The organism is Paenibacillus sp. 1-8 (assembly GCF_056316205.1).
Map to the genome: position 1 here is coordinate 733,518 of NZ_CM149995.1, position 24,586 is coordinate 758,103.

17 protein-coding genes are annotated in these 24,586 nt (G+C 40.1%); 10 read left to right on the top strand and 7 right to left on the bottom strand.

All coding sequences use genetic code 11. The annotated features are described in order from the left end of the window. Positions 1 to 761: 761 nt before the first annotated feature. Positions 762 to 2,594 carry a recombinase family protein gene (locus AC0WRU_RS03410; protein ID WP_476128551.1) on the bottom strand — a complete coding sequence of 611 codons (1,833 nt, stop codon included), beginning with the start codon at positions 2,592 to 2,594 and terminating at the stop codon, positions 762 to 764. A gap of 489 nt (positions 2,595 to 3,083) precedes the next feature. Between AC0WRU_RS03410 and AC0WRU_RS03415 the strand changes: the two genes are divergently transcribed. Together AC0WRU_RS03415 and AC0WRU_RS03420 are read left to right on the top strand one after the other, a co-directional pair. Then, positions 3,084 to 3,638 (top strand): NUMOD4 motif-containing HNH endonuclease, encoded by a 555-nt coding sequence (locus tag AC0WRU_RS03415; RefSeq protein ID WP_476127218.1) that lies wholly within the window; start codon positions 3,084 to 3,086, stop codon positions 3,636 to 3,638. 345 nt (positions 3,639 to 3,983) lie between these two features. Beyond that, a complete protein-coding gene (locus tag AC0WRU_RS03420; RefSeq protein WP_476127219.1) occupies positions 3,984 to 5,252 on the top strand; it encodes a hypothetical protein in 1,269 nt (422 codons plus the stop codon). 201 nt (positions 5,253 to 5,453) lie between these two features. On the opposite strand, the gene AC0WRU_RS03425 is transcribed toward AC0WRU_RS03420, so the two are convergent. Both AC0WRU_RS03425 and AC0WRU_RS03430 read right to left on the bottom strand, forming a co-directional pair. Further along, on the bottom strand, positions 5,454 to 6,914 hold the full coding sequence (locus AC0WRU_RS03425; protein WP_476127220.1) for a hypothetical protein: 1,461 nt from the start codon (positions 6,912 to 6,914) through the stop codon (positions 5,454 to 5,456). Between the two features lie 359 nt (positions 6,915 to 7,273). Continuing rightward, positions 7,274 to 8,608: a flagellin N-terminal helical domain-containing protein gene (locus AC0WRU_RS03430; RefSeq protein WP_476127221.1), complete on the bottom strand. Its 1,335-nt coding sequence runs from the start codon at positions 8,606 to 8,608 to the stop codon at positions 7,274 to 7,276. Between the two features lie 505 nt (positions 8,609 to 9,113). Between AC0WRU_RS03430 and AC0WRU_RS03435 the strand changes: the two genes are divergently transcribed. Further along, positions 9,114 to 9,704, top strand: a complete 591-nt coding sequence (locus AC0WRU_RS03435) for a recombinase family protein (protein WP_476127222.1) — start codon at positions 9,114 to 9,116, stop codon at positions 9,702 to 9,704. 762 nt (positions 9,705 to 10,466) lie between these two features. Here AC0WRU_RS03435 and AC0WRU_RS03440 read toward each other — a convergent pair. From AC0WRU_RS03440 to AC0WRU_RS03450, 3 genes are all read right to left on the bottom strand, one after another. After that, a complete protein-coding gene (locus AC0WRU_RS03440; RefSeq protein WP_476127223.1) occupies positions 10,467 to 11,828 on the bottom strand; it encodes an amino acid permease in 1,362 nt (453 codons plus the stop codon). Between the two features lie 171 nt (positions 11,829 to 11,999). Beyond that, positions 12,000 to 13,283 (bottom strand): acyl-CoA thioesterase/bile acid-CoA:amino acid N-acyltransferase family protein, encoded by a 1,284-nt coding sequence (locus AC0WRU_RS03445; RefSeq protein ID WP_476127224.1) that lies wholly within the window; start codon positions 13,281 to 13,283, stop codon positions 12,000 to 12,002. A gap of 21 nt (positions 13,284 to 13,304) precedes the next feature. Then, the gene (locus AC0WRU_RS03450) at positions 13,305 to 13,880 is read right to left on the bottom strand and encodes a MarR family winged helix-turn-helix transcriptional regulator (protein ID WP_476127225.1); all 576 of its coding nucleotides are present in this window, start codon (positions 13,878 to 13,880) and stop codon (positions 13,305 to 13,307) included. A gap of 219 nt (positions 13,881 to 14,099) precedes the next feature. Here AC0WRU_RS03450 and AC0WRU_RS03455 point away from each other — a divergent pair, with 219 nt between their 5' ends. After that, positions 14,100 to 15,065: a bile acid:sodium symporter family protein gene (locus AC0WRU_RS03455; RefSeq protein WP_476127226.1), complete on the top strand. Its 966-nt coding sequence runs from the start codon at positions 14,100 to 14,102 to the stop codon at positions 15,063 to 15,065. 99 nt (positions 15,066 to 15,164) lie between these two features. Here the strand turns inward: AC0WRU_RS03455 and rpoN are convergent, their stop codons facing one another. Next, entirely contained in the window at positions 15,165 to 16,484 is a 1,320-nt protein-coding gene (rpoN, locus tag AC0WRU_RS03460; RefSeq protein WP_476127227.1) for an RNA polymerase factor sigma-54, read from the bottom strand. 230 nt (positions 16,485 to 16,714) lie between these two features. Between rpoN and AC0WRU_RS03465 the strand changes: the two genes are divergently transcribed. The 6 genes from AC0WRU_RS03465 to AC0WRU_RS03490 all read left to right on the top strand — a co-directional run bounded on the left by AC0WRU_RS03465 (position 16,715) and on the right by AC0WRU_RS03490 (position 24,344). Beyond that, positions 16,715 to 19,507 (top strand): sigma-54-dependent transcriptional regulator, encoded by a 2,793-nt coding sequence (locus tag AC0WRU_RS03465; RefSeq protein ID WP_476127228.1) that lies wholly within the window; start codon positions 16,715 to 16,717, stop codon positions 19,505 to 19,507. A 200-nt stretch (positions 19,508 to 19,707) separates the two neighbouring features. Further along, a complete protein-coding gene (locus AC0WRU_RS03470; RefSeq protein WP_025682750.1) occupies positions 19,708 to 20,127 on the top strand; it encodes a PTS sugar transporter subunit IIA in 420 nt (139 codons plus the stop codon). 2 nt (positions 20,128 to 20,129) lie between these two features. Continuing rightward, complete coding sequence (locus tag AC0WRU_RS03475; RefSeq protein ID WP_025682751.1) at positions 20,130 to 20,618, top strand: mannose/fructose/sorbose PTS transporter subunit IIB; 489 nt, start codon at positions 20,130 to 20,132, stop codon at positions 20,616 to 20,618. Positions 20,619 to 20,665: 47 nt separating this feature from the next. Next, positions 20,666 to 21,436 carry a PTS mannose/fructose/sorbose transporter subunit IIC gene (locus AC0WRU_RS03480; protein WP_431090604.1) on the top strand — a complete coding sequence of 257 codons (771 nt, stop codon included), beginning with the start codon at positions 20,666 to 20,668 and terminating at the stop codon, positions 21,434 to 21,436. Between the two features lie 10 nt (positions 21,437 to 21,446). Continuing rightward, a complete protein-coding gene (manZ, locus tag AC0WRU_RS03485; protein ID WP_280740119.1) occupies positions 21,447 to 22,289 on the top strand; it encodes a PTS mannose transporter subunit IID in 843 nt (280 codons plus the stop codon). Positions 22,290 to 22,757: 468 nt separating this feature from the next. Then, positions 22,758 to 24,344 (top strand): sensor domain-containing diguanylate cyclase, encoded by a 1,587-nt coding sequence (locus AC0WRU_RS03490; RefSeq protein ID WP_476127229.1) that lies wholly within the window; start codon positions 22,758 to 22,760, stop codon positions 24,342 to 24,344. Positions 24,345 to 24,586 lie beyond the last annotated feature (242 nt).

Genomic DNA, 24,586 nt, shown 5'->3' on the forward strand with positions numbered 1-24,586 from the left:
CCGACGTATGTTATGGCGCATCCAACAGGAGGAACAGAAGGAAAAGCCGAATCCTGCCGAGATCAGAGCGATTGAAGATGCCATCACCAAAGTTTAGATGAATGTTGCGGCACTCATTCGGGAGAACGGCAAGCTCATCGACATGAAGAAGCAGAAAAGCGACGGATCGTTAGACCAGTGATGGAGATTCTAGATCGAGCCAGAAAAAACAGGTTGTAAAGATAAAGACAGGAGCAGACAGAGCATTCGCTTTGTTTCGCTCCTTTTTACTACCACTGAAGCTGTGTCATTCAAAAATAAATGAAAAAATGTTTTACCACGATCATGGTAAACGAGCAGTGAAAAGGATAAAGAGGGTTGTAATTGCCTTCCATAAGGTCGTATGGTGTTACAAAAAACAGGAGGCATGTACATGAAAGAAACGAAGGGCAAGAAATGGGTAGGCTATGTGCGCATCTCCTCAGACAGTCAGATGGAGAATACATCAATCCGTGAATAGGTAAGACATATTGAAGCCTTTTACGTGAGTCAAGCCATGTTTATAAAATAGGACAATAGGAGAAAGAAAAAATGAAACGAAAAATTAGACCTATACCACATGATGATTTGATTAGATACTTGAACTTTAACTTACCTGTTACCGTCACTTTTCTCGACATAGTAGAGACAGGACATATTGAATTTTATGATGAAATTGTAGTTAAGATTAATGGGAGTTACTTTATGAAGAGCGTTTGTGAATTTTATTTCTGTTAATAGTATTATTCAGGTTCATCATATTCAAGGTCTGCAAAATCTGATATGTTTGGTTCACGATTAGCATACTTTACCCATTCCTCTAATGTTTCTTCTATTAGCTTATCTGAATTATCTTGAATGGTGTTGGCATATCTGTGCTTGGAATTTTCTGATCGTATTTCGTTTAGCTTCTCACCCATGAAATTAAATTCAATAGTTAAAGTATGTTTGTCTCCAAAGTCAACGCCTTCTTCAAAAGGTTCATCAAATGTGGTTGCAACTATTCGGTCAATAAATTTTCTTAATATTGCATTTGTCAAATTGTCTAAGTCAACATCATTCAAGGCTTTTGCAAATTCTTCAAATCTTAGTTTTGTCTTCAGAATTTCATCTTCAATGTATAAAAGTTTATTTAACTTTGATTCGGCATCATATAACTTGTCGGTTATTCTTTCGCTTCTTTCATCATATTCATTTTCATTAATTTTCTTTCTTGCAAATAGGTTGAAGTTGACTTCCCTATCTTCTTTGATTAAATCAATTGTTGTCTTTATTGCAGAGATATTTTCTTCAAGATTAGTCTTGTTAAACCTAGTCTGTAGCATGGAATTAAGGTGATAATTAAATGTTTTTGGGCTGTTCTTGTAATTTGTAATTTCACTCTTAACAAATTGAATAAGTTTTTCTTCATGTTGAAGGTTTCTAAATTTACACTTCGATTTGCCAAAAGTATCATTGTTACGGCAGAACCAATAGATAAATGTATTTTTTTTGTTCTTCTGTACCTTTCTGCGTAAGCTACCTCCACAATTACCGCATTTTAATAGGTTGGAGAACAAATGTTTGTTTGAGTGACGACTATTTCCTCTTTCCATAGTTCGCACCTTTTGTAATACTATTTCGCCTTCATCATTCTGAATAATGGCATCTTTGTATTTGAAATCCCCAAATTTTTCAAGACGGTTTTCTTTCTCTAACTGAACAAGTCTAAATATTTCATCGTCAATGATTCGTAATGATTCATCATGTGTTACAATTTGATCTTTCTTTGGAATGGCTTTAACAATGTTTCGGTTTATGTCTATCTTTTGCGTTCTGTGAAGGCGTATTTCACCTACATAGACAGTATTTTTAAGCATTTTAGAAATTAGGCTTTGGTCAAAGATTGTCTTTCCGCTCTTTGTTGGAATACCACGTTCATTTAACGATTTAGCGATATTTCTTAGCCCCATGCTTTGATTCAAATATAGGTCAAAAACTTCTTTTACAATTGTTGCTTCTTGCTCATTGATAACTAACTTACCTTTTTTTATGTTGTATCCGTAAGGCTCACGCCCACCCCAAATACCCTTCTTATATCCCTGTAGCTTACCAAACTGAACGGCATCGCTTTTTGCTCTTGACTCTTCTTCTGCTAGAGCAGAAAATATCGTTATTTTAACATCATCTGTTCTGTTTAAAGTATTAATATTCACATCTTCAAAGAAAACGCCTACACCAACTTCACGTAAATCACCAATGAATTTTAATATCTCTTGGACGTTACGACCAAAACGACTGATATTCTTGATTAGGATAATATCAAACTTTCTTGCTTTTGCGTCTCTTATCATTTGAAGGAAAGCCTTTCTGTACTTTACAGACTTGGCACCAGAAAACCCCTCATCAACATAGTATCCATTAGTGTTCTCTGCTGTTCCATCTCTTTTACAAAAAATCCCGCAATCAAGAGCAGGTTGATAGTTATTGGACTGTATCATCTCACTAAAGTATTGAACCTGTGAAACAATCGAGTTCTTTTGTTCTTCACTATCAGAACTTACCCTTGCATAAAAAGTTGCTCTTAGAATTTCAATCCCCTCCTTATTTTATATAAACATGATTATATAATAGGAATTATATTGAATTTTTAATAGTATGAGAAGACTGATTGTGTTGTAAAAGGTTTAAAAAATGAAGTTTTAAGGAATTTAGCATATTTAAATAGTATTGATGGGTAACTGAAACATCATGATGCAACTTCAGACGCTCTAATATCGATTTTAAGCGACTTAGGGATGATCCTAAAGGGTTAAAATCTATATTAGGAGCGAAGTTGCCTAGAATCAATTATAGGTGGTTCTAAAATGAAGTGCGTTGTATCCTATAAATAACTTAAATTTATCTAATTTGCCAAAAACATATAAAAAATGTCTTTATAAACTCTTTAAAGAGTGAAATGGAAAACGGTACATACCATTTTTTAAAGAGAAGGACAATTCGATTAATTCAACCTTTGCCAGTCGTGGCAAGGGTTATTTGTCGTTCTCTCCTTGACAAATTCGGAAAATAGGAGATGGTTTATAATGAAAATTGAAGAAGTAAACGAGAAGCAGTTTCAGAAGGTAAATGAAGAATGGCAAGACGTTGTAGGTTATGAAGGACTGTATATTGTGTCTAACTACGGAGTTGTAAAAAGTTTAGGTAACAATACAGGGCGCAAAGAGAAAATTATGAAGACCCATGTATGCCGTAATGGTTATGAAAAACTTGATTTATGTAAGAAGGGTCAACCTACAAAGAAAGTTTATGTTCATCGCTTAGTGGCGATGGCGTTTATTCCCAATCCACATAATAAGCCACAAGTTAATCACATCAATTGTGACAAGCTAGATAATAAACTAGAGAACCTAGAATGGGTTACACGAAGTGAAAATATCGCTCATGCGTACGCAAATGGACTAATAAAGAAGAATAACAAACCAGTTGTAGCTACTCACGTCGACACAGGCGAGAGACAAGAATTTGAATCGCAGATAGAAGCGTCTAGGAAACTTGGAGTAAAAATGAACATTATCAACAACGATCTGCAAGGAAGAAGAACAAACAATAGTAAGTGGGAATTTGAGCGAGTTGGTTAAAAATAATCATTGGCAACGATGTGACGTAGAACCATCTTTAATCTCAGACTTGAACAACTAGTTCAATGTCTGAGATTTTTTTGTTTTAAGGCTCTAATAAATGCAATCGAGATTTGTTGGAGATAGATCGAAAAATAGCCCTTAAATTGTTTTCTTATTGACCCTTTGCGGAAATTGAAGATAATGCTAATATGAAATACTCAAAAAGGTACTTAATATGTCCGACCAATATCCATTAACGCTATGAAATATATACAAAAACAACAACTTCAACCTTCAAATAATCACTCTCATGTGATTAGGATTTAAATAATAAGTTACTAGAGAAACAAGGAGATGATACATATGCCTGAAAAGGTACCTAATATGTCCGACCAATATCCATTAACACTTGATAATCTCTCTAAAAACACTAACAATATTCAAGACATTCTTGATAAGAATATCGAATCATTACAAGCTAAAATACAATCACAGAGTATCTGTTTGTATAACATGTACGAAGTAAACGACTATCTCAAAAGCCAAGACCTAAGAAAGTTCTTAGGTGTAGCACCAAGCGGTGCCTTCTGTGACATATTCCATGATGATGTTGATTATAGTTCAAGCATCTTCGTGAGCAAAAGTAAACAATTCATGTATAAATGTCACAGCGAAAGTCATCCATTCTTAGGGACGATCAATACGATTGTCGAGAAGCTTCTAAAATGTAGCATTGTTGAAGCAGAGGACTTTCTCATGCAAGTCTACAAGATTGAATTGACTGAAACAGATGTACAAAAGCAAATGAAACGAACAATTGATGCAAACAAAAGATTATTGAAATCTAACGAATTAGATAAGATGTATCCTCATTTTTACAAAGTAATCAAGCCTTATATTAAAGACTTGTATATCCTGTTTGACATGATTAAAGAGAATTTACCCAACGGAGATAACCCTCACATCATGTTCTATCATTCAATAAGGAAGATAGCAAAGCACCTGCGAATGTCACCAGATACAGCAAGCAGAAGAATGGGACTGTTTTGTTTACTTGAATTGATTCTCAAATTGGATAATGAAAGTATTCCAGAAGACTTGTTACAGAACCTTAGACAATGGCAGAAAGCTAATGGATACCAGTATCATAGTACAGTCTATGGCATTCCAAGCTACTCCTACGACCTGTTAAGCGTGATTGATACAAAATGCAAGAAATTCATCGACAATGGAATGACATCAAAAACAATAAGCTATGAAGGAATTTATAGAAGTTTCGGACTAGATGAAGCGAATAGAGTATTTCCACAAGACAAAAATAAAGAGATTAATGAGTTGAACGATATTGTTTCAAAGCAATTTGAAAAAACGATGTTACATCTAATCAAAGAGCAAGGCTATACAACTGAAACGCAAGTGCATAATGAAGTCAAGCTGTATTTTAAAGGACAGCAACGATATAAGCAGGAACAACTAAAGCGTTGCCTGTCAGAAATCATAGATAAGTATTGCTTGAAAATAGTCAAAGCAAATAAGATTCTAAAAGAAAAGCTAGGGTTGCAGGGGAATGATTATCCAAAAGTAATCATGTTTGATGATGTTTTGAATCGAATAGAGGATGTAATTATATAAAGTTATGTTTTCTGAATGGTCGGTTAAGATACATTCGAGTGTAAGACGATAGAACGACTGTATAAGGAACGAACTCTGTATACAGAACCATGATAAGAAGTTAAACAAACAGCCCTAAGAATGACTCCTAGGGCTTCTGGTTCTGATATGTATATTCACTCATCAGACTTTGATATCAATATTTCGCAAATTCATGATAGTCTAATTTGACTCGTTCTGTTCCGAATTAGAAAGAGTGTCTAAACTATCTTGGTCACTCCTACAACTGTTTAGTATCTTCAAGACTTCATTGTAATCATTTAAATCGACATTCGGTACATTTTTAATTTTATCTTTGTTACTACAAATTATCCGCTGGCATCTTAATTTAAAATTAGTGCCATTAGTTATTGCATAATGATTAATTCTGCTATCCATACTTATTTTTAAACTTTGAAGAGCGTAATTAATTTCTTTTATGCGATCGATATCCCATTCTAAATAGTTGAAGCAACATTCTACATCATCAAAATCAGATGAAGAGTATTTTTTGAAATTTTCATATTGTGAGTCAGAACTAGTCTGAAAGAACCACCCTGACACATTAAGAATATAATGTTTGAAAACATTGTTGTTATTGAGTACTCTCATGCTTCTTTCATCTGGCTCAAAAAACTTGACAAGCTTAATATTATTCTTCGTTACTATTTTATTTATAATCTCTATATTTCCATTGTACTTCTCTAAAACCTTCACAAGAGCATTCCAAAATACTTTTTCAATGTTGTAAAAGTTGTGAATATAATTAGTGTCAAGCCAGTATACTAATTTTTCTACTACAAACTTCGGATTGAGCGCGATGGACATATCGAATAACTGTGGGAAATAATAATAAAATTTGAAGAAATGACGTTCTGTATTTGAAATTACTTTAACAAGTCCATTTCTAACATTTTCGTATTCAGTTTCCAATATATCCTTCCAAAAGTTCAAGTTAGTATCATTAACCAACTTTTCAATTTCTATATTCCCTATTTTTTGAAAGAACTTTTTGAAAAATTCTTCTGAATTATTTTTATATACTACACTTACATCAAATACTAGACTTCTTACTCTTTCTGGCTTAACAATATCTGAATATCTATAGAACTGATACAAATCTTTCAATTCTCTAATTAAATATTCCTCACCTCCAAGGACATAAAACTTACTTAAATTATCAATCATATAATTCCAAAAACCTTCAACTGTTGAACTATCAATTGTTATCTGTCCTTTTGCGTGAGTACACTCATTTCTTATGTTTTTCCAGTAATTATAGTCTGTTCTGGTTTGTTCATCATTTTTAAAATGAAGAATAGCAATATCTTTTTTATTACCTTTTGCGCATGAAGCATCTATTATGTCGTTTAAATACTTTTCCCATTTTTCATCATGATCTAGGTTTGTAATAATTTCGTCTTCCCAAAATTTTGGATTAGATTTAACGACCTCATTTCCATAACTGCACTCCAAAATTCTATATCTTATTGTTATTTTAAATGAAAGATAAGACATTATAAAAGCAGACTTATATGCTCCAATTTTATAGCAACGTACAGATTCTTTAAGCAATTCATTGGCTGAGTCTGATTCCTTAAAAGGTTTAGTTTCATCTACCCATTTTTCAATTTGTAATCTCATATGTACTACCTCCGTATAAAGTGTTTGCCTAACAAGATAAAGGTATCATGCTTTCTCCTAAGAAGTAAGATTACATTGAATAAATAACTTCTCTAGCTATCTTGAAGGGGACATATTTAATTACAAAACCTTACTCTTTATTAATATTTTTTTCTCTAAAAGTCTAGAGCAAGAAAGCCCAAGGAAAGCATCCTTGGGCTTTTCTTATGCGCCATGTAGGACGCAAGAATGCCTATCTAATAGCGTGTTAATTTAAAGGTCAGACAGCCCTAAAAATGACTCCTAGGGCTTCTGGTTGGGATAAAGTTTTATTGAGTTAATCAAAATTAAAATAAGCAGAATCATCTAATGATATTTGCTTATTTTAATAGTTGTAAAACATTTTGTGGTTGTTGGTTTGTTTGAGCCAACATAGCTTGTGAAGCTTGAGATAATATTTGATTCTTAGTTAATTCCATCATTTCTTTAGCCATATCCACATCGCGAATACGAGATTCAGAAGCAGTTAGATTTATTTCATAATTGGAAGCATTATTAAATGCATGTTCTAACCTGTTTTGAGAAGAACCGAATTTACCACGCTCAGATGAAACTTTTTCAATTGCCTTATCTATCTTTGATATTGCAGATTCCGCACCTTGTCTTGTTGAAAGATCAATATTATCAATTCCAAGTGCATTTGTTCTAGCATCAGTAAGTTGAAGTGAGTATGATTCTCCAGAGTTAGCACCGATTTGTAATAATATACTCTCTGGAGTTGTCGTCGTCGTCGTATTAGTAATGGTTGTAGTAACTTCGGAATTGTAATTAATATGCGCAGTAGTTCCCGTCCCGAAATAATGTCCTCCATTAATTGTTCCTCCTGCACCTCCACCAATTGTAGATGCCATATTTGAATCCGCAATGAGAACCAAATGATTTTCATATATTTGAAGCTTCATATTCTTTGAGAGTATCGTATTCTGTTGTGCCGATGTTCCGCTAGAACCAGACTTAATAGACTCGAAAGTATTCTTAATATTATTTAAAGTCTCTTTTAAATCTGCACCAATAGGAGTGTATATATCATCTGGATTGGATGGTGGATTTGTAAAGGTAAAAACAATTCTTCCATCTCCAGTTGTTTGTGGCAAATATCCAAGACCAAAAATTTCAGTTCCAGTTGGATTTTGTAGAAATTCAGTGTAATAGACAGCCCCTGTGGATAATATACTTACAGTTTGAGGTACCAAGTTAGTTACAGTTGTTGTAGTTGTTGTAGTTATGGTTGTGCCTTCTGTATTCAATAAGTTAGTTTCATTAAATTTAGTATTATTAGCAATCTCATTAATACCCTCTTTAATTTGTTGAACCTCTTCTTGTATTTGTTGTCTATCTTCATTGGTCAAAGTATCATTGGCAGACTGAATAGCCAACTCCCGTAGTCTTAGTAGGTTAGGGTCTTGAATATCAGAAAGACCACCCTCAGCAGTTTGAATTAGAGATATCCCGTCTTGTATATTACGTTCAGCTTGTTGTAGTCCTCTTATTTGGGCTTTCATCTTTTCACTTATGGCTAATCCTGCTGAATCATCACTGGCTTTGTTAATTCGTAATCCAGAAGCTAATTTTTCCATAGATGATGCTATTTTTTTGTTGTTTTTATTTAATTTATGTAATGTATTTAATGAAGAAATATTATGGTTGATAATCACAAAAATTCTCCTTGAATGATGTTTTATAAATTATACCACTTAAAGAAGTATACAACAACTAATTTAGCTGAAGCAGAAGGTTATAAAGAAATGTGGGGTTCGAACTATTTGATAAAATTAGAAAAGATGGGGATTGATTTATATAACAGAATGTCAGAATGACCACCTCATAATTGAAGTGGTCATTTTAATTAAATTGAAATGTGAATTTTCTATTCAAATAATACTTTGTTTTAGGTACTGTACGGTGAATCTTATCATAGATGACAGGTAAGATATTACGCTAGCGGAAGAACGATAGTTCAATTAGCCCCTTTATCATGAGGAGGTTTTTCTTTTAGTTGAAAACGAACAATCTTACAAAGTAGTCTAAAAGTTTCGACTTTTGCCATAATGTAAAAGTAGTCTAAAAGTAATAAACATTTGAACTTGTGGTTGTCCAAAAGATAGTCTAAAATAAAAGGTATAAAAGTTTTAAACATTTAGACGAATGAGGGCATACACAATGACAATGTACGGATACGCTAGAACATCTACAGTTGGGCAGGACAATGGACTAGAGACTCAGAAGCAACTTCTTAAAGAAGCAGGATGTGCTAACATCTATCATGAGCAAGTGACTGGAACATCTACAGAGAAGCGTTCTGCACTGAAGGAACTATTAAATGCAATGTCGGAAGGTGATACGCTTGTAGTAACCAAGATAGACCGTCTAGCACGCTCAATCATTGACTTGAACAACATTGTGAATGACTTACTTGCTAGAGGTATCAATGTGAAGTTCTTAAAGGATAATCTACTCTTTGAAGCTGTTGAGAAGGCTAGTCCTATGCAGTCTCTAATGTTTAACATGTTAGGCTCATTTGCACAATTTGAGAGAGACTTAATAATAGACCGCACAACTGAAGGCAGAGAACGAGCTAAAGCTAAAGGAACTCACATGGGTCGTCCTGCAAAGGATGCCAGCATCATCAAACGCGCTTTGAATTTGTACGCTGAACGTGAGACAAATGGACTGACAGTAAGCGAAATTATTAATTCCACTGGCATACCTAAAGCTACATTGTACGCTGAACTAAAGAAACAAAAAAAATAACAATCAATCCATGTGGATTGAAAGTAAAGCCCATCATATCATGATGGGCTTCTTGTCATTAATTGAAAAAGAGGAGCGTGTAGTGGTGTGTATCTAATAGATATAAGTTGATACACAAGAGAATTAATTCTATAAAGGGGGCGGTGGTTAACAGTAGGATTGCAATTAGAGTAGCGAAGGGACGGGCGTACACTTCTATGCTAAAACCCTGCCAGAGAATTTTACGATACGAGTACTCTTTTCATTTCTGTTCTTGTCATTTGCCCATCTATTCCTCATTTAATTCCAAAGTCTATGTCCTATTATATAAATATGTTATAGGACTTGGCAACTGGCAGCGATCTTCAAGGATGAAGGCATCAACTAGATACGGTCGTTTCTGGACGTGGAAAAAGCAAGGGCTGCGTAGCCACGTTCATTGAACGCAAGACAGACCACGAAAATGTTTGGGCTGGAAAACGGCTCACGAATCCTTTTCAGAGGAACTGTCGCAATTGGCTTGACAATCCGTCATAAACATCTAACCATGTCAACATCACAGCTCATGAACATGGGGAACACTTCATTCCTTGGGAGATTCCGGACAAGTGGGTCGAGGATCTGCGACGAACTTTCCGTAGCATGTCGTATCACTGATCCAGCGGGTTCAATTCTAGAATGGCTACAGAGAGTTTGAGATGCACAGGAGCCTTCAGCTTCTATACAAGCAGGTAAAGCCGCCCAATCCAGTTGGGCGGCTTTACTCTACAACAAATTTATATGTTACTGTCCGTTCGAGCTCCAGCTTCTTTTCTTGAGCAGATAGATTGCAGCTACCAGGATGAACCACACCGGTGTCACAAATAGCGCCACTCTCGTATCCTCGGCCAATGCCAGGATAACCAGAACGAAGACGAGAAAAGCCAGCACAATATAGTTGGACAGTGGGTACAGCGGCAGCTTGAATGTGTTGCGGCTGGCCAGCTCCGGCCGTGTGCGACGATATCTCAGATGGCTGATGATGGTGATTCCCCAGACAAAGATAAAGCAAACGGTCGACACACTCGTAATCAGGGTAAATACCCCCTCAGGCATCACATAGTTCAGGATAATCGCGATCAGAATGACGATACTGGAGAACAGCAACGCATTGGACGGAACCTTCCTGCTGTTCAGCCGGCCCAACGAACTGGGAGCGTTGCTGTCCTTGGCCATGGAGAACACCATCCGGCTTGTACTAAAAATAGCACTATTGCAGGCTGAAGCCGCAGAGGTCAGCACAACAAAGTTGACAATCCCTCCTGCTGCGGCAATACCAATGGCTGTAAATACCTGTACAAACGGACTTTCACCCGGTACAATCTCGTTCCACGGATAAATACTCATGATGATCAGCAGTGCGCCGACATAGAAGAGCAGAATCCGGATTGGGATATTATTGATAGCCTTCGGAATGACCTTCTCGGGGTCCATGGTTTCCCCTGCCGTCAGTCCAACAAGCTCCATACCTACGAAGGCGAAAACCACCATTTGAAAAGAAAGCAGAAAACCATGAACCCCATTCGGGAACATTCCGCCATGATTCCAGAGATTGGTGAAGGTCGAAGGTCCCTTGGTGGTGGAGAAGCCTTTGACAATCATAAATAATCCGACGACAATCAGAGCCAGAATCGCCAATACCTTAATCAGGGCAAACCAAAATTCCATCTCCCCGAACAGCTTAACCGTTGCCAGGTTCATAAGGAGCAGAATCACAAGGGCGATTAACCCCGGCATCCACTGAGGAACCTGCGGGAGCCAATATTGAGTATACAGCCCGACTGCCGTCAGATCCGCCATCGCAATCGAAATCCAGCAGAACCAGTAGGTCCAACCCGTAATAAAAGCGGCCATATTCCCCAGATAATCACTTACAAAATCAACAAACGAATGATACTCCAAATTACTGAGCAACAGCTCTCCCAATGCACGCATTAGCAGGAACAGAACCGTACCTGTAATGATGTAGGCGATCAGGATAGACGGACCTGCCAGATGGATCGACTTTCCTGCCCCGAGGAACAAGCCAGTACCAATCGCACCTCCAATGGCCATCAGCTGTACATGCCTGTTTTTTAACCCCCGTGTTAACTTTTCTCCTTGCATGGTATCTCACCGCTCTCTTTCTGTAAATATTCCCTATGGACTGAAAATTTTCATACCTTTCATATTATAATAATTTGACCAGAATACCTATGTTTAAGTTGAAAATTTTTTAGTTCATACAAAAAAGCCCGCCGTTCACGTTGGACGAGCTGTGTTTGTATATAACTAGGGTCATGTAAAATTATTCATAAAAAATGCTATTGTTTTCTGCCAGGAATCTGATTGACCATAAGAATTCCCTTTTAATGTACCACCGCAAGTGAAAACGCCTAAATCCATTTTTACGTTCAATGTTTCACTTAAAGGTACAACATATGGTATTGGTATAGAGTGACCTAAATCTTTATACGCTAAAAAATTGTAGACATATTTATAATTGTGTTTTGTCAAAGTGTCCATCACTTCAACACATGCATCATAAGTGTTCCACACATTATCTTCCATACCTGCAATTAATAATAAATCTGCATTTGCATTCTCTATTTTTATTCGAGCATCTTCTTTATTTTTTGCTGCTTCTACACTCTTTTTATATGTAGTAGTAAGTCCAAAAGGTGTATTCTTTTCTAAGCAACTACGTTGATGCTCATAAAAAATGTCATTATCAACGGGTATAAATGGCAGTGATTTTCCTTCATATGACCATGATGAAACATTTTTGCCACTCATAAGGCCATCTAGCGCTTGGAAACAATATGCATGAGGTGCTGAAACTGCTACCTTAGAAATGACATTGTATTTTGAAGCCAGAAGTAACGCCAATTCTCCACCTTTAGATGTACCATGTAAGTATATTTCACATGCATGTGTTAATGGATTTTTTTGAAGCCAGGAAAATACCGTTTCAAAATATTCAAGAGGAATTTCCTCAAGCTTTTTCGGTAGTCCTTCTTCATTAAAGTATCCAACGGTTAAAACATTAAACCCTCTAGATGCCAATGGTCCTGACAGAAGAGAAAGACCACTTCGTTCACCATCAGCTCCACCCAATACGACAATCGTTTTAATATTTGAGTGTTCAGAGTAAAATAACTCTCCCATAAATTCATCAGTAATCTGTTGTCTTTTCACCTCAGGTAACTTGAACATACGCTCTAGTCTTACACATTCTCGGTCTTGTCCGCATTCACATACTATATCAATAAATATACTAGCATCTATTGATATATTAAGAGCGATATTCCCTCCCTCACTACTAATCTTTTGTAAAGATACAATAAGCCCCATACTATCTATATAGTCGTAAGTTCCAGAATCAGGTTTGTGCTTTGATAAATCAACATTACCGTTTGAATCTGCAGTAAACCAAGCGAATGATTCATATTTTTCACGTATTGCCCACGGAAAATGCATGGATGCAGTTATTTTAAGCTTTTCTCCTGGCGTTAGCTCTGTGACGTAAATATTAATTTTTTCGTCAATAAGCGCAACTCTTGGTTCTGTTTGTAACTTCATATCCCAAAACCTCCCTATATTTCAATCTTCACCATTTAAAAAATGCTTTCGTCGTAAAACAAAACTATCCAAAGCTCGACTTTGTGCCTCTTGAAACCCTTCTAAATCTTCAAATTTATAATTTACATCCTCTTCAAAACCAACCTGTTTTTTGACGTCGATACCATATATTTTTTTTAATAAACTCCATAATGTTTCTAATTCTTCCGTTGTGAAATCCTTGAAAATATCTGCCATCAGGCGTACTGCTTTCTCACCACATTCTAGCATCACCTTTTTTCCTGATTCTGTAATTGTGATGTTAATAGCACGTTTATCGCGTGTGCTTGGTGTCGTAACAAGGTATCCTTTATTCTCCAGATTGACTATCAGCTTTTTTGCACTTTGTTTGCTGGTTTCTAACTTTCTCGCAATATTAATAAGTGTTGTTTCATCCTCTGGTAAATGGGCTATTGCAAGCATGATCATGTACTGTCGTGATGTTAATTTCTCAAAATAGCTATCGCCTTGTATTTGCAGCTTATTCGTCACGGAAAAGAATGTAGCGTAAGTCTGCTGCATTAAATATAACTCTCTAAGCGCTTTATAATATTCCATAGGGGTACCCTCTTTTTATTATTGTTAACATGGTGACTATAATAATTGATACCACCTCGCATTCCAGAGCGAATTCAATTCTTTTGAGTCAATTTGACCTTTATTTGGAGTTAGGCAGGTGCTTACAAGAGGATAAATTAATCGGCGAAAAGATCCTCAGATCATTTACGAATCGGCGCTGCAAGGTCTATACTGTAGTATAAAAAAAGGAAGTTATGTATGTTCAGAACGTTAAATCGGAGACTAAATGCAGCTATGCCGCTGATCACGCCCATCAGCATTCTAATCGGCGTCCTGATCGGTACGCCGTTGTCGGAATACACCGGATTCTCTCCCTGGCTGTTTGCATTTATGACCTTCGCGGGCAGTATCAGCATGGGTTTCAAAGATTTCGTCCATGTGATAAAGCATCCCGGTCCGCTGATCGCCTGCCTGTTTATTCTTCACTTGGCTATGCCGCTGCTCGCGATGATGCTCGGACACTTGGCTTTCGCCGCCGATCCTTATATGATTACCGGGCTTATTCTTGGTGCGGCCATCCCTACGGGCATTTCCAGCTTCGTGTGGGTCAACATCTACAAAGGCAATACGGCGTTGACGCTAGCCATCATTCTGATCGATACGATTTTGGCCCCATTCGCCGTGCCTGGCATTATGTCCCTGCTGGTCGGAGCGGATGTGCAACTTGATACTTGGGCAATGATGCAGAGCCTGTTCTGGATGATTGTCGTTCCTTCGTTAATCGGCATGGTATTGAACGAATGGACCAAAGGGAAGATCAAGCAGGTATGGGGACCTCGGCTGGGCCCGTTCTCCAAGCTGGCTATGGCTCTGGTCGTGATGATTAACGGATCTGTAATCGCGCCCTATCTGGTCGGTTTTAATCTAAAACTCGTCGGGGTATGCCTGTCGATCATCAGTCTTGCCTCCACTGGATATGTGATCGGTTACCTGATTTCCATGCTGATGAAGTGGAACGATGCCGACCGTACGGCGCTTGTCTTTAACGGCGGCATGCGCAATATCAGCGCAGGAGCCGTGCTTGCTATCACCTACTTCCCAGCTCCGGTAGCGCTGCCTGTGGTGCTCGGAATGATTTTCCAACAATCCACCGCGTCTCTGGTCGGATTTCTGTTGAGCCGCCATGACCGAGGCAAGGCCAAGGAGCGGCGAATCGCCGCCTAGACCTACTCAATGGGAAAGTATTTTTGATATTTGGACAATAGGATCATTTTTGAGTTTGATCTTGCCGCTCCTTCATATTCACAACGGCTTGCCGAAGCTTTAATAAATTTTTCTCCTGCCAGAAGAAAGATATCCGAGCTCTTCCCGGTATTTGGCCACTGTTCTGCGTGACAACTCCAGCCCTTCCTTTGCTAGCAGTTCTGTGATTGCCTGATCCGAAAACGGTTTTTGCTTCTCTTCGTCGTCGATGATCTGCTTAATACGCATTTTTGCGCTCTCCGATGAAGTGGCATCTCCGTCTTTCGACACTAGGGCGGAGGTGAAAAAATATTTGAGCTCGAACATTCCACGGGGCGTCTGCATGTATTTATTACTGACCGCCCGGCTGATCGTAGACTCATGCAAGCCGGTTATTTCAGCAATCTCCTTTTGGGTCATCGGTTTGAGATAATGAATGCCGTGCTCGAAAAATTCCCGCTGTCTATCAACAATGGCTTGGGCTACACGCATCAGGGTCAGGCGGCGCTGCTCAAGGCTATGAATAAGCCATAATACCGTATTCATCTTCTCATGGAGAAACTGCTTCTCTTCCCCCATTGCCTGCTCCCGGAGCATACGCTGGTAAAAAGGATTAATCCCGACGCGTGGGACTGTGATATCATTAATTGTCACAAGGTAGTCGTTTTTGGATTTTTCTACCGAGATATCTGCTATATGATACTGGTGTTCATATTGGGCAAATGCCGCTCCCGGACAAGGATTCAACTTGCGTATCTGGTCGGTAAATTGCTGTACCTCGCGAATGTTGATACCTAGAGCATTCGCGATTTTTTGTATGCGGTTACACGAAAGGTTGACCATGTGATGTCGCACGATCTCTTCCAGGTAAACATCAACATGCCCGGCATATCGCAGTTGCAAAAGAAGACATTCCTCTAGGCTGCGGGCGGCGATTCCTGCCGGTTCAAAGCCTTGGATCAGGGCGAGTATATTTTCTACCTCTTCGGTGGTGACGTCAAGTATTTCGGCAACTGTATTTACCTCCAGCTCGAGGTAGCCTTTTTCATTTAAATTCCCAATAAGAAACATTGCAATCATCTGCTGTGGCTTTGATAGCCCGCGGACCAGCCCAAGTTGTGCTTTGAGATGTCTATATAAATTATTTGCAGGGTTAGAGACAAAATCCAAGAGATCTACCGGATTATCGCTTTTTCGTGGTGAATATTCTTCCTCTTTACTTATTCTTTCGATGGACATGTCGATCTCTGTCAAATCAATAATCGGGTTTTCATTCGCTTGCTCATGAAGATAGGACATTAGATCGACTGAAGAATATTGAAGGATCGTGATGGCTTGTCGTAATTCAGGAGTCATAGCCAGCCTGAATGCTTGCTCTTGCTGTAATCCGTATCGTATCATTTTATCTCATCTCCTTGCGGGGCAACAACTTATTTGTTAAGTTTATACAATTATACTGCAACCTTTGATCTTAGAAAATAAGTGAATTGAGTGGGTTGAGTATGAATTTTGGATAGATCTAATGAAGGGTATCACATTACTGATTATCTTGTCAGTTGCTTTTTTTGTAGAGGATTACTTCTTTTTTTATATACTAATTAAATGAGAACTCGTCAGGCTGGGGGAATACTGTGAAACGAATTGATGAGATTTTAGAGTATATTGCCAAAGGCACAAAGAAACTGTCGGTAGAGGCTTTGCTGGATGGCGATGGAATTACGGCTGCGGAAATAGCCGATCGTCAGAATATGCTAAGAAATAATGTAAGCAAGGAGCTTAATAGCCTACTTCGTGCTGACTTGATTATTAAAATCAAGGGAAGACCCGTCAAGTTTTTGCACAAGCAGGTAATCGAGGAGATTTTTACGGTTCAGCTTAAAGAGAGACAAATCCAAGTAAACAGCATTAATGAAATATTGCTGCCTGGAGAGCAAGTCGATCCGTTTCACGCCTTAATCGGTTTCATGGGCAGTATGAGAAATCAGGTTGAGCAGGGAAAAGCGGCAATACTATACCCGCCGAAGGGCCTGCATACGCTGATTGTGGGGCAGACTGGCGTAGGAAAAACGATGTTTGCCAGATTAATGTATAATTACGGAAAATATATGAAGCGGTTTTCGGAGCAAGCACCATTTATCGTATTTAACTGCGCCGATTATTACAATAACCCTCAACTGCTACTTTCCCATATTTTTGGACATGTGAAAGGGGCGTTTACCGGGGCCGATCGGGAAAAAGAGGGACTGGTCGAGAAAGCTGATGGAGGCATCCTGTTTTTGGATGAGGTTCATCGGTTGCCTCCAGAAGGCCAAGAAATGATTTTTTATTTCATGGACACGAACAGTTACAACAAATTGGGCGAGTCGGAGCGTAAGCGGGATGCGAATGTGCTGCTCATCGGCGCTACGACAGAAGATCCCAGTTCTTCCATGCTCAAAACCTTTATCAGACGGATACCGATTACGATCAACATTCCTTCCCTGCAAGAACGAGCAGTTGAAGAGCGGTTTTTGATCCTGAAGCATCTCTTCGCAAACGAGGCCCATCGTGTTAACAAGCCCATTAGGGTTGAATTGGAAACTGTAAAAGCACTGATTGGTAGCGTAACCTATGGCAATATCGGCCAGTTGAAATCGAACATTCAGCTTGTGTGTGCCAAAGGATTTTTGAACAGCATACATGAAAATAAGGAAGAAATTGAACTTGACTTTAAAATTTTGCCTGGAAATATCAAGGAAGGCCTATTTAATATGGGGAAAAACCGCAAGGAGATTGCCGAAATGGAAATGGTCAACTCCTCGCTGTATATTACTCCTGAAGGAAGCAAAGGAATGAATGAAGTTGATGCTTCTGAACTGCCGTTTAACCTGTACAAATTGATTGAGGACAAAATAGGTATGCTGAAGGAAGAAGGACTCGACGACAGCTTTATCAATAAGTTTATTACTACAGATGTCAATATTCATATCAAAAGCTTCTATAACCGATTTTATAACATCAAAGGGGGACGGGAACGGATCCTTAAAATCGTGGGCAGAAATATCCTGGAGTTCGCTGAACAGGTGCAGGAGATGGCTCAAAAAGAACTGAACAGAAAGTACAGTGACAGGTTTGTTTATGCCTTCAGCCTTCATTTGAGTGCCTTTTTAAAGCGAATCCGAGAGAAGAAATACATCAGCAAACAAATCTATGATCCGATTAATGATCAGGATGAAGAATACAGACTGGCACTGATTATCAAGGATTTGATCGAGTCCAAGTTCGAAGTCAGCGTACCCGATGCCGAGACTACCTATGTGGCCATTCTCCTGAAATCGGTGGAGGAGGAGCATCAAGGAAATGTGGGGATCATCGTAGCTGCACATGGCAACAGTACGGCGAGCAGTATCGTCGGCGTCGTCGATAGCCTGCTGGGAAGCTCGAATATTTGTGCAGTAGATATGCCTTTGGATGTTAGTCCCAGGGAAATTTTAGAGGTTATTATTGATAAAGTAAAGGACATTGACAATGGCAGAGGCGTATTGCTGCTAGTTGATATGGGCTCCCTGCTCAACCTTGAAGGAACCATTATGGAACGTGTCGGGATCAAGGTGAAGACCATTGATATGGTATCAACTCCCCTTACGTTAGAGGCCGTGCGGAAGGCCAGTATTTTTGATATGAATATAGAGGAAATTTACCAATCCCTAAAGGATTTTCGTGGATATAACAATGGAAACGCCGAAGTGAAAGCAGAGAAGGTTAGTAATAAGGTGATCGTGACGGTTTGTTCTTCCGGCAAAGGCGCCGCAGTCAAGCTGAAGGAGTTTGTGGAGAAGGTCGTTTACGACTTAACAGAAGAGAAAATCGTCGTTGTACCGGCAAAAGTCAGGGAATTGGATAAAACGGTGAAGGATTTACGGGCCAAGCATACGATTCTTGCAGTGATTGGAGTTAAGCGGCCAAGCGAACTGAATGTACCGTTTATTCCTTTGGAAAAACTGATCGAGGCAAGCGGTGAGCATGCATTAAGAGAACTGTTGCTGAACAATCAACTGCCTGTTATGCATGCTAACGAAAGCGTAGTCGTTAGAGAGCTATGTGAGAATACGCTAAAGGAGTTTATGACTTATTTGAATCCCCACAAAATTTTGGGGATCTTGATGAAATTTATCGAACAGCTGGAACAGGAATTGGAAGTCGATTTTCATTATGCAAAGAAAGTTCAACTTGCCGTTCATACGGCTCATGCCATGGAGCGAATGGTCATTGGAGAAGGGTTAGTATATCAGGGGGATGTACCCTTGCTTGATCAACGAATTCTCGATGCGGTGAACCGTTCCTGCAATATATTTGCTTCCAGTATGAACGTGAAGCTGACCAATGATGAAAAATATTATATTTGTGAAATCTTAAGCGAAGTATATAACTGCATCCCCGAGTAATGGCGTAAGTGTATAAAACGCTTTCAGATGTGTATCAATAATGCGGATGTTGAAAATAAGCAGGTAGCGAGGAAAGACCAAATCCCCGGAACAGCCGAGGGATTTGGTCTTTTCTTTGATGATTGAACAAATCATACAGAATGTTGGCACGAGACTTGCATATAAGTATAGGCGAAGGATGTAAGGAGGGGGTGAAACAAATGATAGGTGTTATTGTTGGCACACATGGGAAACTTTCCAAAGAGATCCTAAGATCCACGGAAATGATTTTCGGACATCTGGAAAATGTGGTGGGCGTGACGTTTGAGCCTGGTGAAAGCGTTAACGGACTTGTTGAGAAGTACAAAGCGGCATTGGAAACGATTGATTGGACGGATGGACTTATTTTTCTCGTCGATTTGTTTGGTGGCAGCCCCTATAATGCGGCCAGCAGGATTGTGGCCGGCTATGAAAAAATGGACATTGTAACAGGGGTAAACCTGCCAATGATCGTAGACCTGCTGACAAATAGAGGGCTGGAGGAAGTGGAGAATCTGAGTGATCTGGCCATCCGTGCGGGTCAGGATTCGATGAAGTCTTTTCGTGTCATCCGGGACATACAAACAGAGGAGGAATTATAGGTATGGAAATTTCATTTGTTCGTATTGACGATCGTCTGATCCATGGTCAGGTGGCTACTGTGTGGGTGAAAGAAACGAAGTGTAACAAAATCATCGCGGTCAGCGATGAGGTCGCTGCGGATACGCTGCGCAAAACCTTATTATTACAGGTGGCGCCGCCGGGAATTAAGGCTTATGTCGTCACGATTGCAAAAGCGATTGAAGCTTATAATAACCCTAAATATAACGATTTTAAGACCTTATTCCTGTTTACCAATCCGACTGATGTACTGCGGGTTGTAGAAGGTGGGGTACCGTTTACATCGGTAAATGTAGGTGGGATGTGCTTTAAAGAAGGCAAAACACAGATTACCGGAGCGGTGTCCGTAGATAAGCAGGATGTAGAGGCATTTCATAAACTGCACGAAAAGGGGATTGAACTGGAAATTAGAAAAGTGGCCAGTGATCCTAAAATCAATTTGATTAACAAGCTCCAGAATGTCCAGTTTTAACTGCAGGTTGGCACAAGAGCAGGTTGGCATAAGAGAGGGGTTTAAACATGAGTGTTTTTGAAATCGTAATGGTAACGCTGGTTGCAGCCATTTGCGGAATGGGCAGCGTTTTGGATGAAGGACAGACTCATCGGCCTCTGGTTGCGTGTACACTGATCGGTCTGGTCCTAGGCGATCTCAAAACGGGTATTATTCTAGGCGGTACGCTGGAATTGATGGCATTGGGCTGGATGAATGTCGGGGCGTCAATGGCTCCGGATTCGGCTTTGGCCAGTGTAATCTCAACCATATTGGTTATTGTTGGACATCAGTCGATCGGCGCCGGAATTGCTGTTGCGATTCCGATTGCAGCTGCTGGGCAAGTGTTGACGATTTTTGTTAGAACGATTACCGTGTTCTTTCAGCACTTGGCAGATAAATATGCCGAATCTTCAAATTTCAGAGGAATTGAACTATGCCACTTTATCGCCCTCCTTCTTCAGGGATTGCGCGTCGCTCTGCCTGCCGTTTTGGTGGCTATTGCAGCAGAAACCGGTCTGGTTACGGCTTTGCTTGATTCGATCCCGGAGGTCATTACAAAAGGGCTGCAAATAGCAGGAGGATTCATCGTCGTTGTAGGATATGCCATGGTTATCAACATGATGGCAGCCAAATACCTGATGCCTTTCTTTTTCTTGGGCTTTGTCATTGCGGCATTTACGAGCATCAATCTGGTTGGCTTTGGGGTCATAGGAGCGGTTCTGGCTTTGCTGTATATCCAGCTCAGTCCTAAATATAGTCAGCGAAAAGATCAAATAGGTGAAATTGAAGAGCTCTAAAGAATACCTAATGAAAGAGTGGGGTACTATGGAAGAAAAAAAATTGACAAAAAGCGATCTAAACAAAATGTTTTTCCGTTCATGGTTCCTGCTGGGCTCGTTTAACTTTGAGCGGATGCAGTCGATTGGTTTTTGTGTCACCTTGATTCCGGCAATCAAGCGGCTATACAGCAAGAAGGAAGACCAAAAAGAAGCATTAAAGCGGCATCTGGAGTTTTTCAATACTCAACCGTTTATCTCAGCACCGATTATGGGCGTAACGGCGGCTATGGAGGAGCAAAAAGCGAATGGCCAGCCTATTGACAATGCTACCATAAGTGGAGTGAAAGTTGGCTTGATGGGGCCTTTAGCCGGAGTAGGGGACCCTATTTACTGGGGAACGTTACGCCCGGTTCTGGCTGCGTTGGGAGCTTCCATTGCTTTGTCCGGAAGCATCATCGGGCCTGTCCTTTTCTTCTTGCTCTTTAACGTTCTTCGCCTGGCAACCAAGTGGTACGGGCTGAAATACGGCTACCAAAAAGGGACGGAGATTGTGTCCGACATGTCCGGAAATCGGTTGCAAAAGCTTACGGAATCGGCCTCCATCCTGGGACTTTTTGTAATGGGCGCACTCGTATCCAAATGGACTACTCTGAATGTGCCACTAGAAGTATCCAGATATACCCGTTCGGATGGAGTAGAGGTGGTTACGACAGTACAGATGATTCTGGATCAATTGATACCGGGTCTGTTACCTCTCTTGCTGACTTTTTTGTGCATGAGACTGCTCAAAAAGAAAGTGAATGCTATAGCTCTGATTTTTGCTTTATTCGCAATAGGAATTATTGGATACGCTCTGGGTGTATTGGCTTAAGCCCATTTTTAAAGTGATCCGGTCAAGTAGCCATCCTTGACCGGAAATCTGCTTTTTGAATATGTAAGCGCTTTACTTTCATTCCTCTGTAGTATCTCACCTTCGCCATTACCCGTTCCCAATTATGCTTTTCGAGTGCAAAGCAACCTGAGCTTGGGAGCCGACATATCGAATAGACCTAACAGTGAGTCGGTGAACACCGTATTCATCGGCAAGCTGGAATTCGCCTATTATAGTTTCCACCAGTACTTTGGACTAAGCACGGAGCATGGAGAGTCATATTGATCAGAGACGTGAGTTATTCACTTCGCTTGCGGGCCCGGATAAATGAGGAAGACGGCAGCATTTTGCCAGTCTTCCTTATTTATATTATGAAAAGATGGAGTTCACCGACTAATTGTCGAATTACCTTAGAATTTGATGTATTATGGATTAAACAAGTTTTCAGGAACCAGGGAGGGTCATGGTTTGTCTACACCGAGAAGAGCCGAACATCGTCAAAGTAAAAAGCTAAGTCTCATATCGTTGCTTACGGGCTTGGTGACGCTGGTGGTTCTGCTAACCTCAAGCATTCTTCTGGTTGGTTCTTATGAGTCCCAAAAGAAATCATTGATGGAGACGACGCTCCATCTGAATTACTCCAACGCTGATCGCATTTCCAAGACGATGGATTCTTTATTTCGATCCATGCGCGGCAGCTTGGAATACAGTGCCAATAAACTTTCCGATGTTGATGCCATGACTTCGAAGCAAGTGGACGATTATTTAGATCTGATGCGCAAGAGCAGCAATTTCTTCAATTCCATCGCAGTGGTCGAAGCCAACGGGCTGATCCGCAATGTAGCGCCGGCTAGAGTGGGAATGGCGAGTCGGCGTATCACGTCTAAGGCCAGTCTGGAAGCTTTGGCACTCCAAAAACCGTATATTTCTTCCCCATACATGACTTCAAACACTAAGAGACTAATCGTATTTATGAGTCAACCGATTTTCAGCAGCGCCGGTAAATATCGCGGTATTCTGAGCGGCACGCTTTATCTTCAGGAGAACAATATCCTGTCTGATATTTTTGGCAACGGTAATGTGGACGATTCCGGTTCTTATTATTATATTGTGGATTCCAACGGACGCCTGCTGTATCACCCGGACAAGCAGTTTCTCGGGAAGGATGTCAGCAGCAACAAGGTAGTGCAGAAGTTGATGAAGGGGGAAAGCGGGGAACAGCAAGTTCGCAACATCAGTGGCGTCGAGATGCTTGCCGGATACTCCAGTGTCCCAGCCAACGGATGGGGAATTGTGGTCGTTTCGCCGATTGGTCTAATCCATGATCAACTGATGAACCACATTCGGACAATTCTGTGGTATTCGTTGTTTCCGTTCATCATATTGCTGATGGGCGTCATACTCGTAGCATTCAGGTTGGCCCGGCCTTTTGTCTATCTGGCAAATTTGGTGAGCAAGATGGGCAAGGAAAGGATTGTAATGCCGGAAGCGAAGCCACATTGGAGCCAGGAGGCCGATTTGCTCACCAAGGCCGTAATGCTTGCCATGTTGAATATTCAGAAGCAGACGGATCAATTGACCCAGGAAGCTGTGACGGATGTTCTGACCGGATTAATGAACCGAAGATCGCTTGAATATACGATGAGTCAATGGATGGCCTCTGGTCTGCCGTTTTCGCTCATTATGCTGGATGTAGACAAATTTAAATTCGTAAACGACACCTACGGCCATCTCATCGGTGACGAAGTGCTGAAGCATGTTGCCGAAGTTATAGTTACCTCGCTTCGCCCGGATGATGTCTGCTATCGCTACGGCGGCGAAGAGTTCGTCATTCTGCTGAACCGACCTGAGGAAGCCTTCAACGTAGCGGAAAGAGTACGTCGGGCTTTGGAACAAAGCAGGGCTCCCATTCCGACACGAGTTACGGTCTCTCTGGGCATCGCCCATTATCCTTTGCATGCGTCAGAGCGGGAGGAGCTGATAGAGAAGGCGGATCAGGCATTGTACCTGGCGAAGAGCAGAGGAAGAAACAGAACGATAGTCTCTGAGGGTTAAAGAAGTAATTTATGGGCGACCGGGTTTGTTTGAGGAGCTTGAACTGTTTGGAGCAATATGAGTTCCCGGTCATAACATCCTGGCAAGGAGCAAAAGAACGAATCGACTCCATTTTAGGAGTTCTGAAATAAATAATAGATACATCCGTAAAACAGCTGGCCCCCTTGGAGCTGGCTGTTTTGCTAGAAATGATAGCGCCCATGATTAAAATAAAATGGTATAATTTATATACATTTTCCATG

Bases quoted from the DNA above. Each gene is read 5' to 3' on its own strand.
- AC0WRU_RS03415 (WP_476127218.1), top strand. From the start codon at position 3,084: ATGAAAATTGAAGAAGTAAACGAGAAGCAGTTTCAGAAGGTAAATGAA.
- AC0WRU_RS03420 (WP_476127219.1), top strand. From the start codon at position 3,984: ATGCCTGAAAAGGTACCTAATATGTCCGACCAATATCCATTAACACTT.
- AC0WRU_RS03425 (WP_476127220.1), bottom strand. From the start codon at position 6,914: ATGAGATTACAAATTGAAAAATGGGTAGATGAAACTAAACCTTTTAAG.
- AC0WRU_RS03435 (WP_476127222.1), top strand. From the start codon at position 9,114: ATGACAATGTACGGATACGCTAGAACATCTACAGTTGGGCAGGACAAT.
- AC0WRU_RS03440 (WP_476127223.1), bottom strand. From the start codon at position 11,828: ATGCAAGGAGAAAAGTTAACACGGGGGTTAAAAAACAGGCATGTACAG.
- AC0WRU_RS03445 (WP_476127224.1), bottom strand. From the start codon at position 13,283: ATGAAGTTACAAACAGAACCAAGAGTTGCGCTTATTGACGAAAAAATT.
- AC0WRU_RS03450 (WP_476127225.1), bottom strand. From the start codon at position 13,880: ATGGAATATTATAAAGCGCTTAGAGAGTTATATTTAATGCAGCAGACT.
- AC0WRU_RS03455 (WP_476127226.1), top strand. From the start codon at position 14,100: ATGTTCAGAACGTTAAATCGGAGACTAAATGCAGCTATGCCGCTGATC.
- rpoN (WP_476127227.1), bottom strand. From the start codon at position 16,484: ATGATACGATACGGATTACAGCAAGAGCAAGCATTCAGGCTGGCTATG.
- AC0WRU_RS03470 (WP_025682750.1), top strand. From the start codon at position 19,708: ATGATAGGTGTTATTGTTGGCACACATGGGAAACTTTCCAAAGAGATC.
- AC0WRU_RS03475 (WP_025682751.1), top strand. From the start codon at position 20,130: ATGGAAATTTCATTTGTTCGTATTGACGATCGTCTGATCCATGGTCAG.
- AC0WRU_RS03480 (WP_431090604.1), top strand. From the start codon at position 20,666: ATGAGTGTTTTTGAAATCGTAATGGTAACGCTGGTTGCAGCCATTTGC.
- manZ (WP_280740119.1), top strand. From the start codon at position 21,447: ATGAAAGAGTGGGGTACTATGGAAGAAAAAAAATTGACAAAAAGCGAT.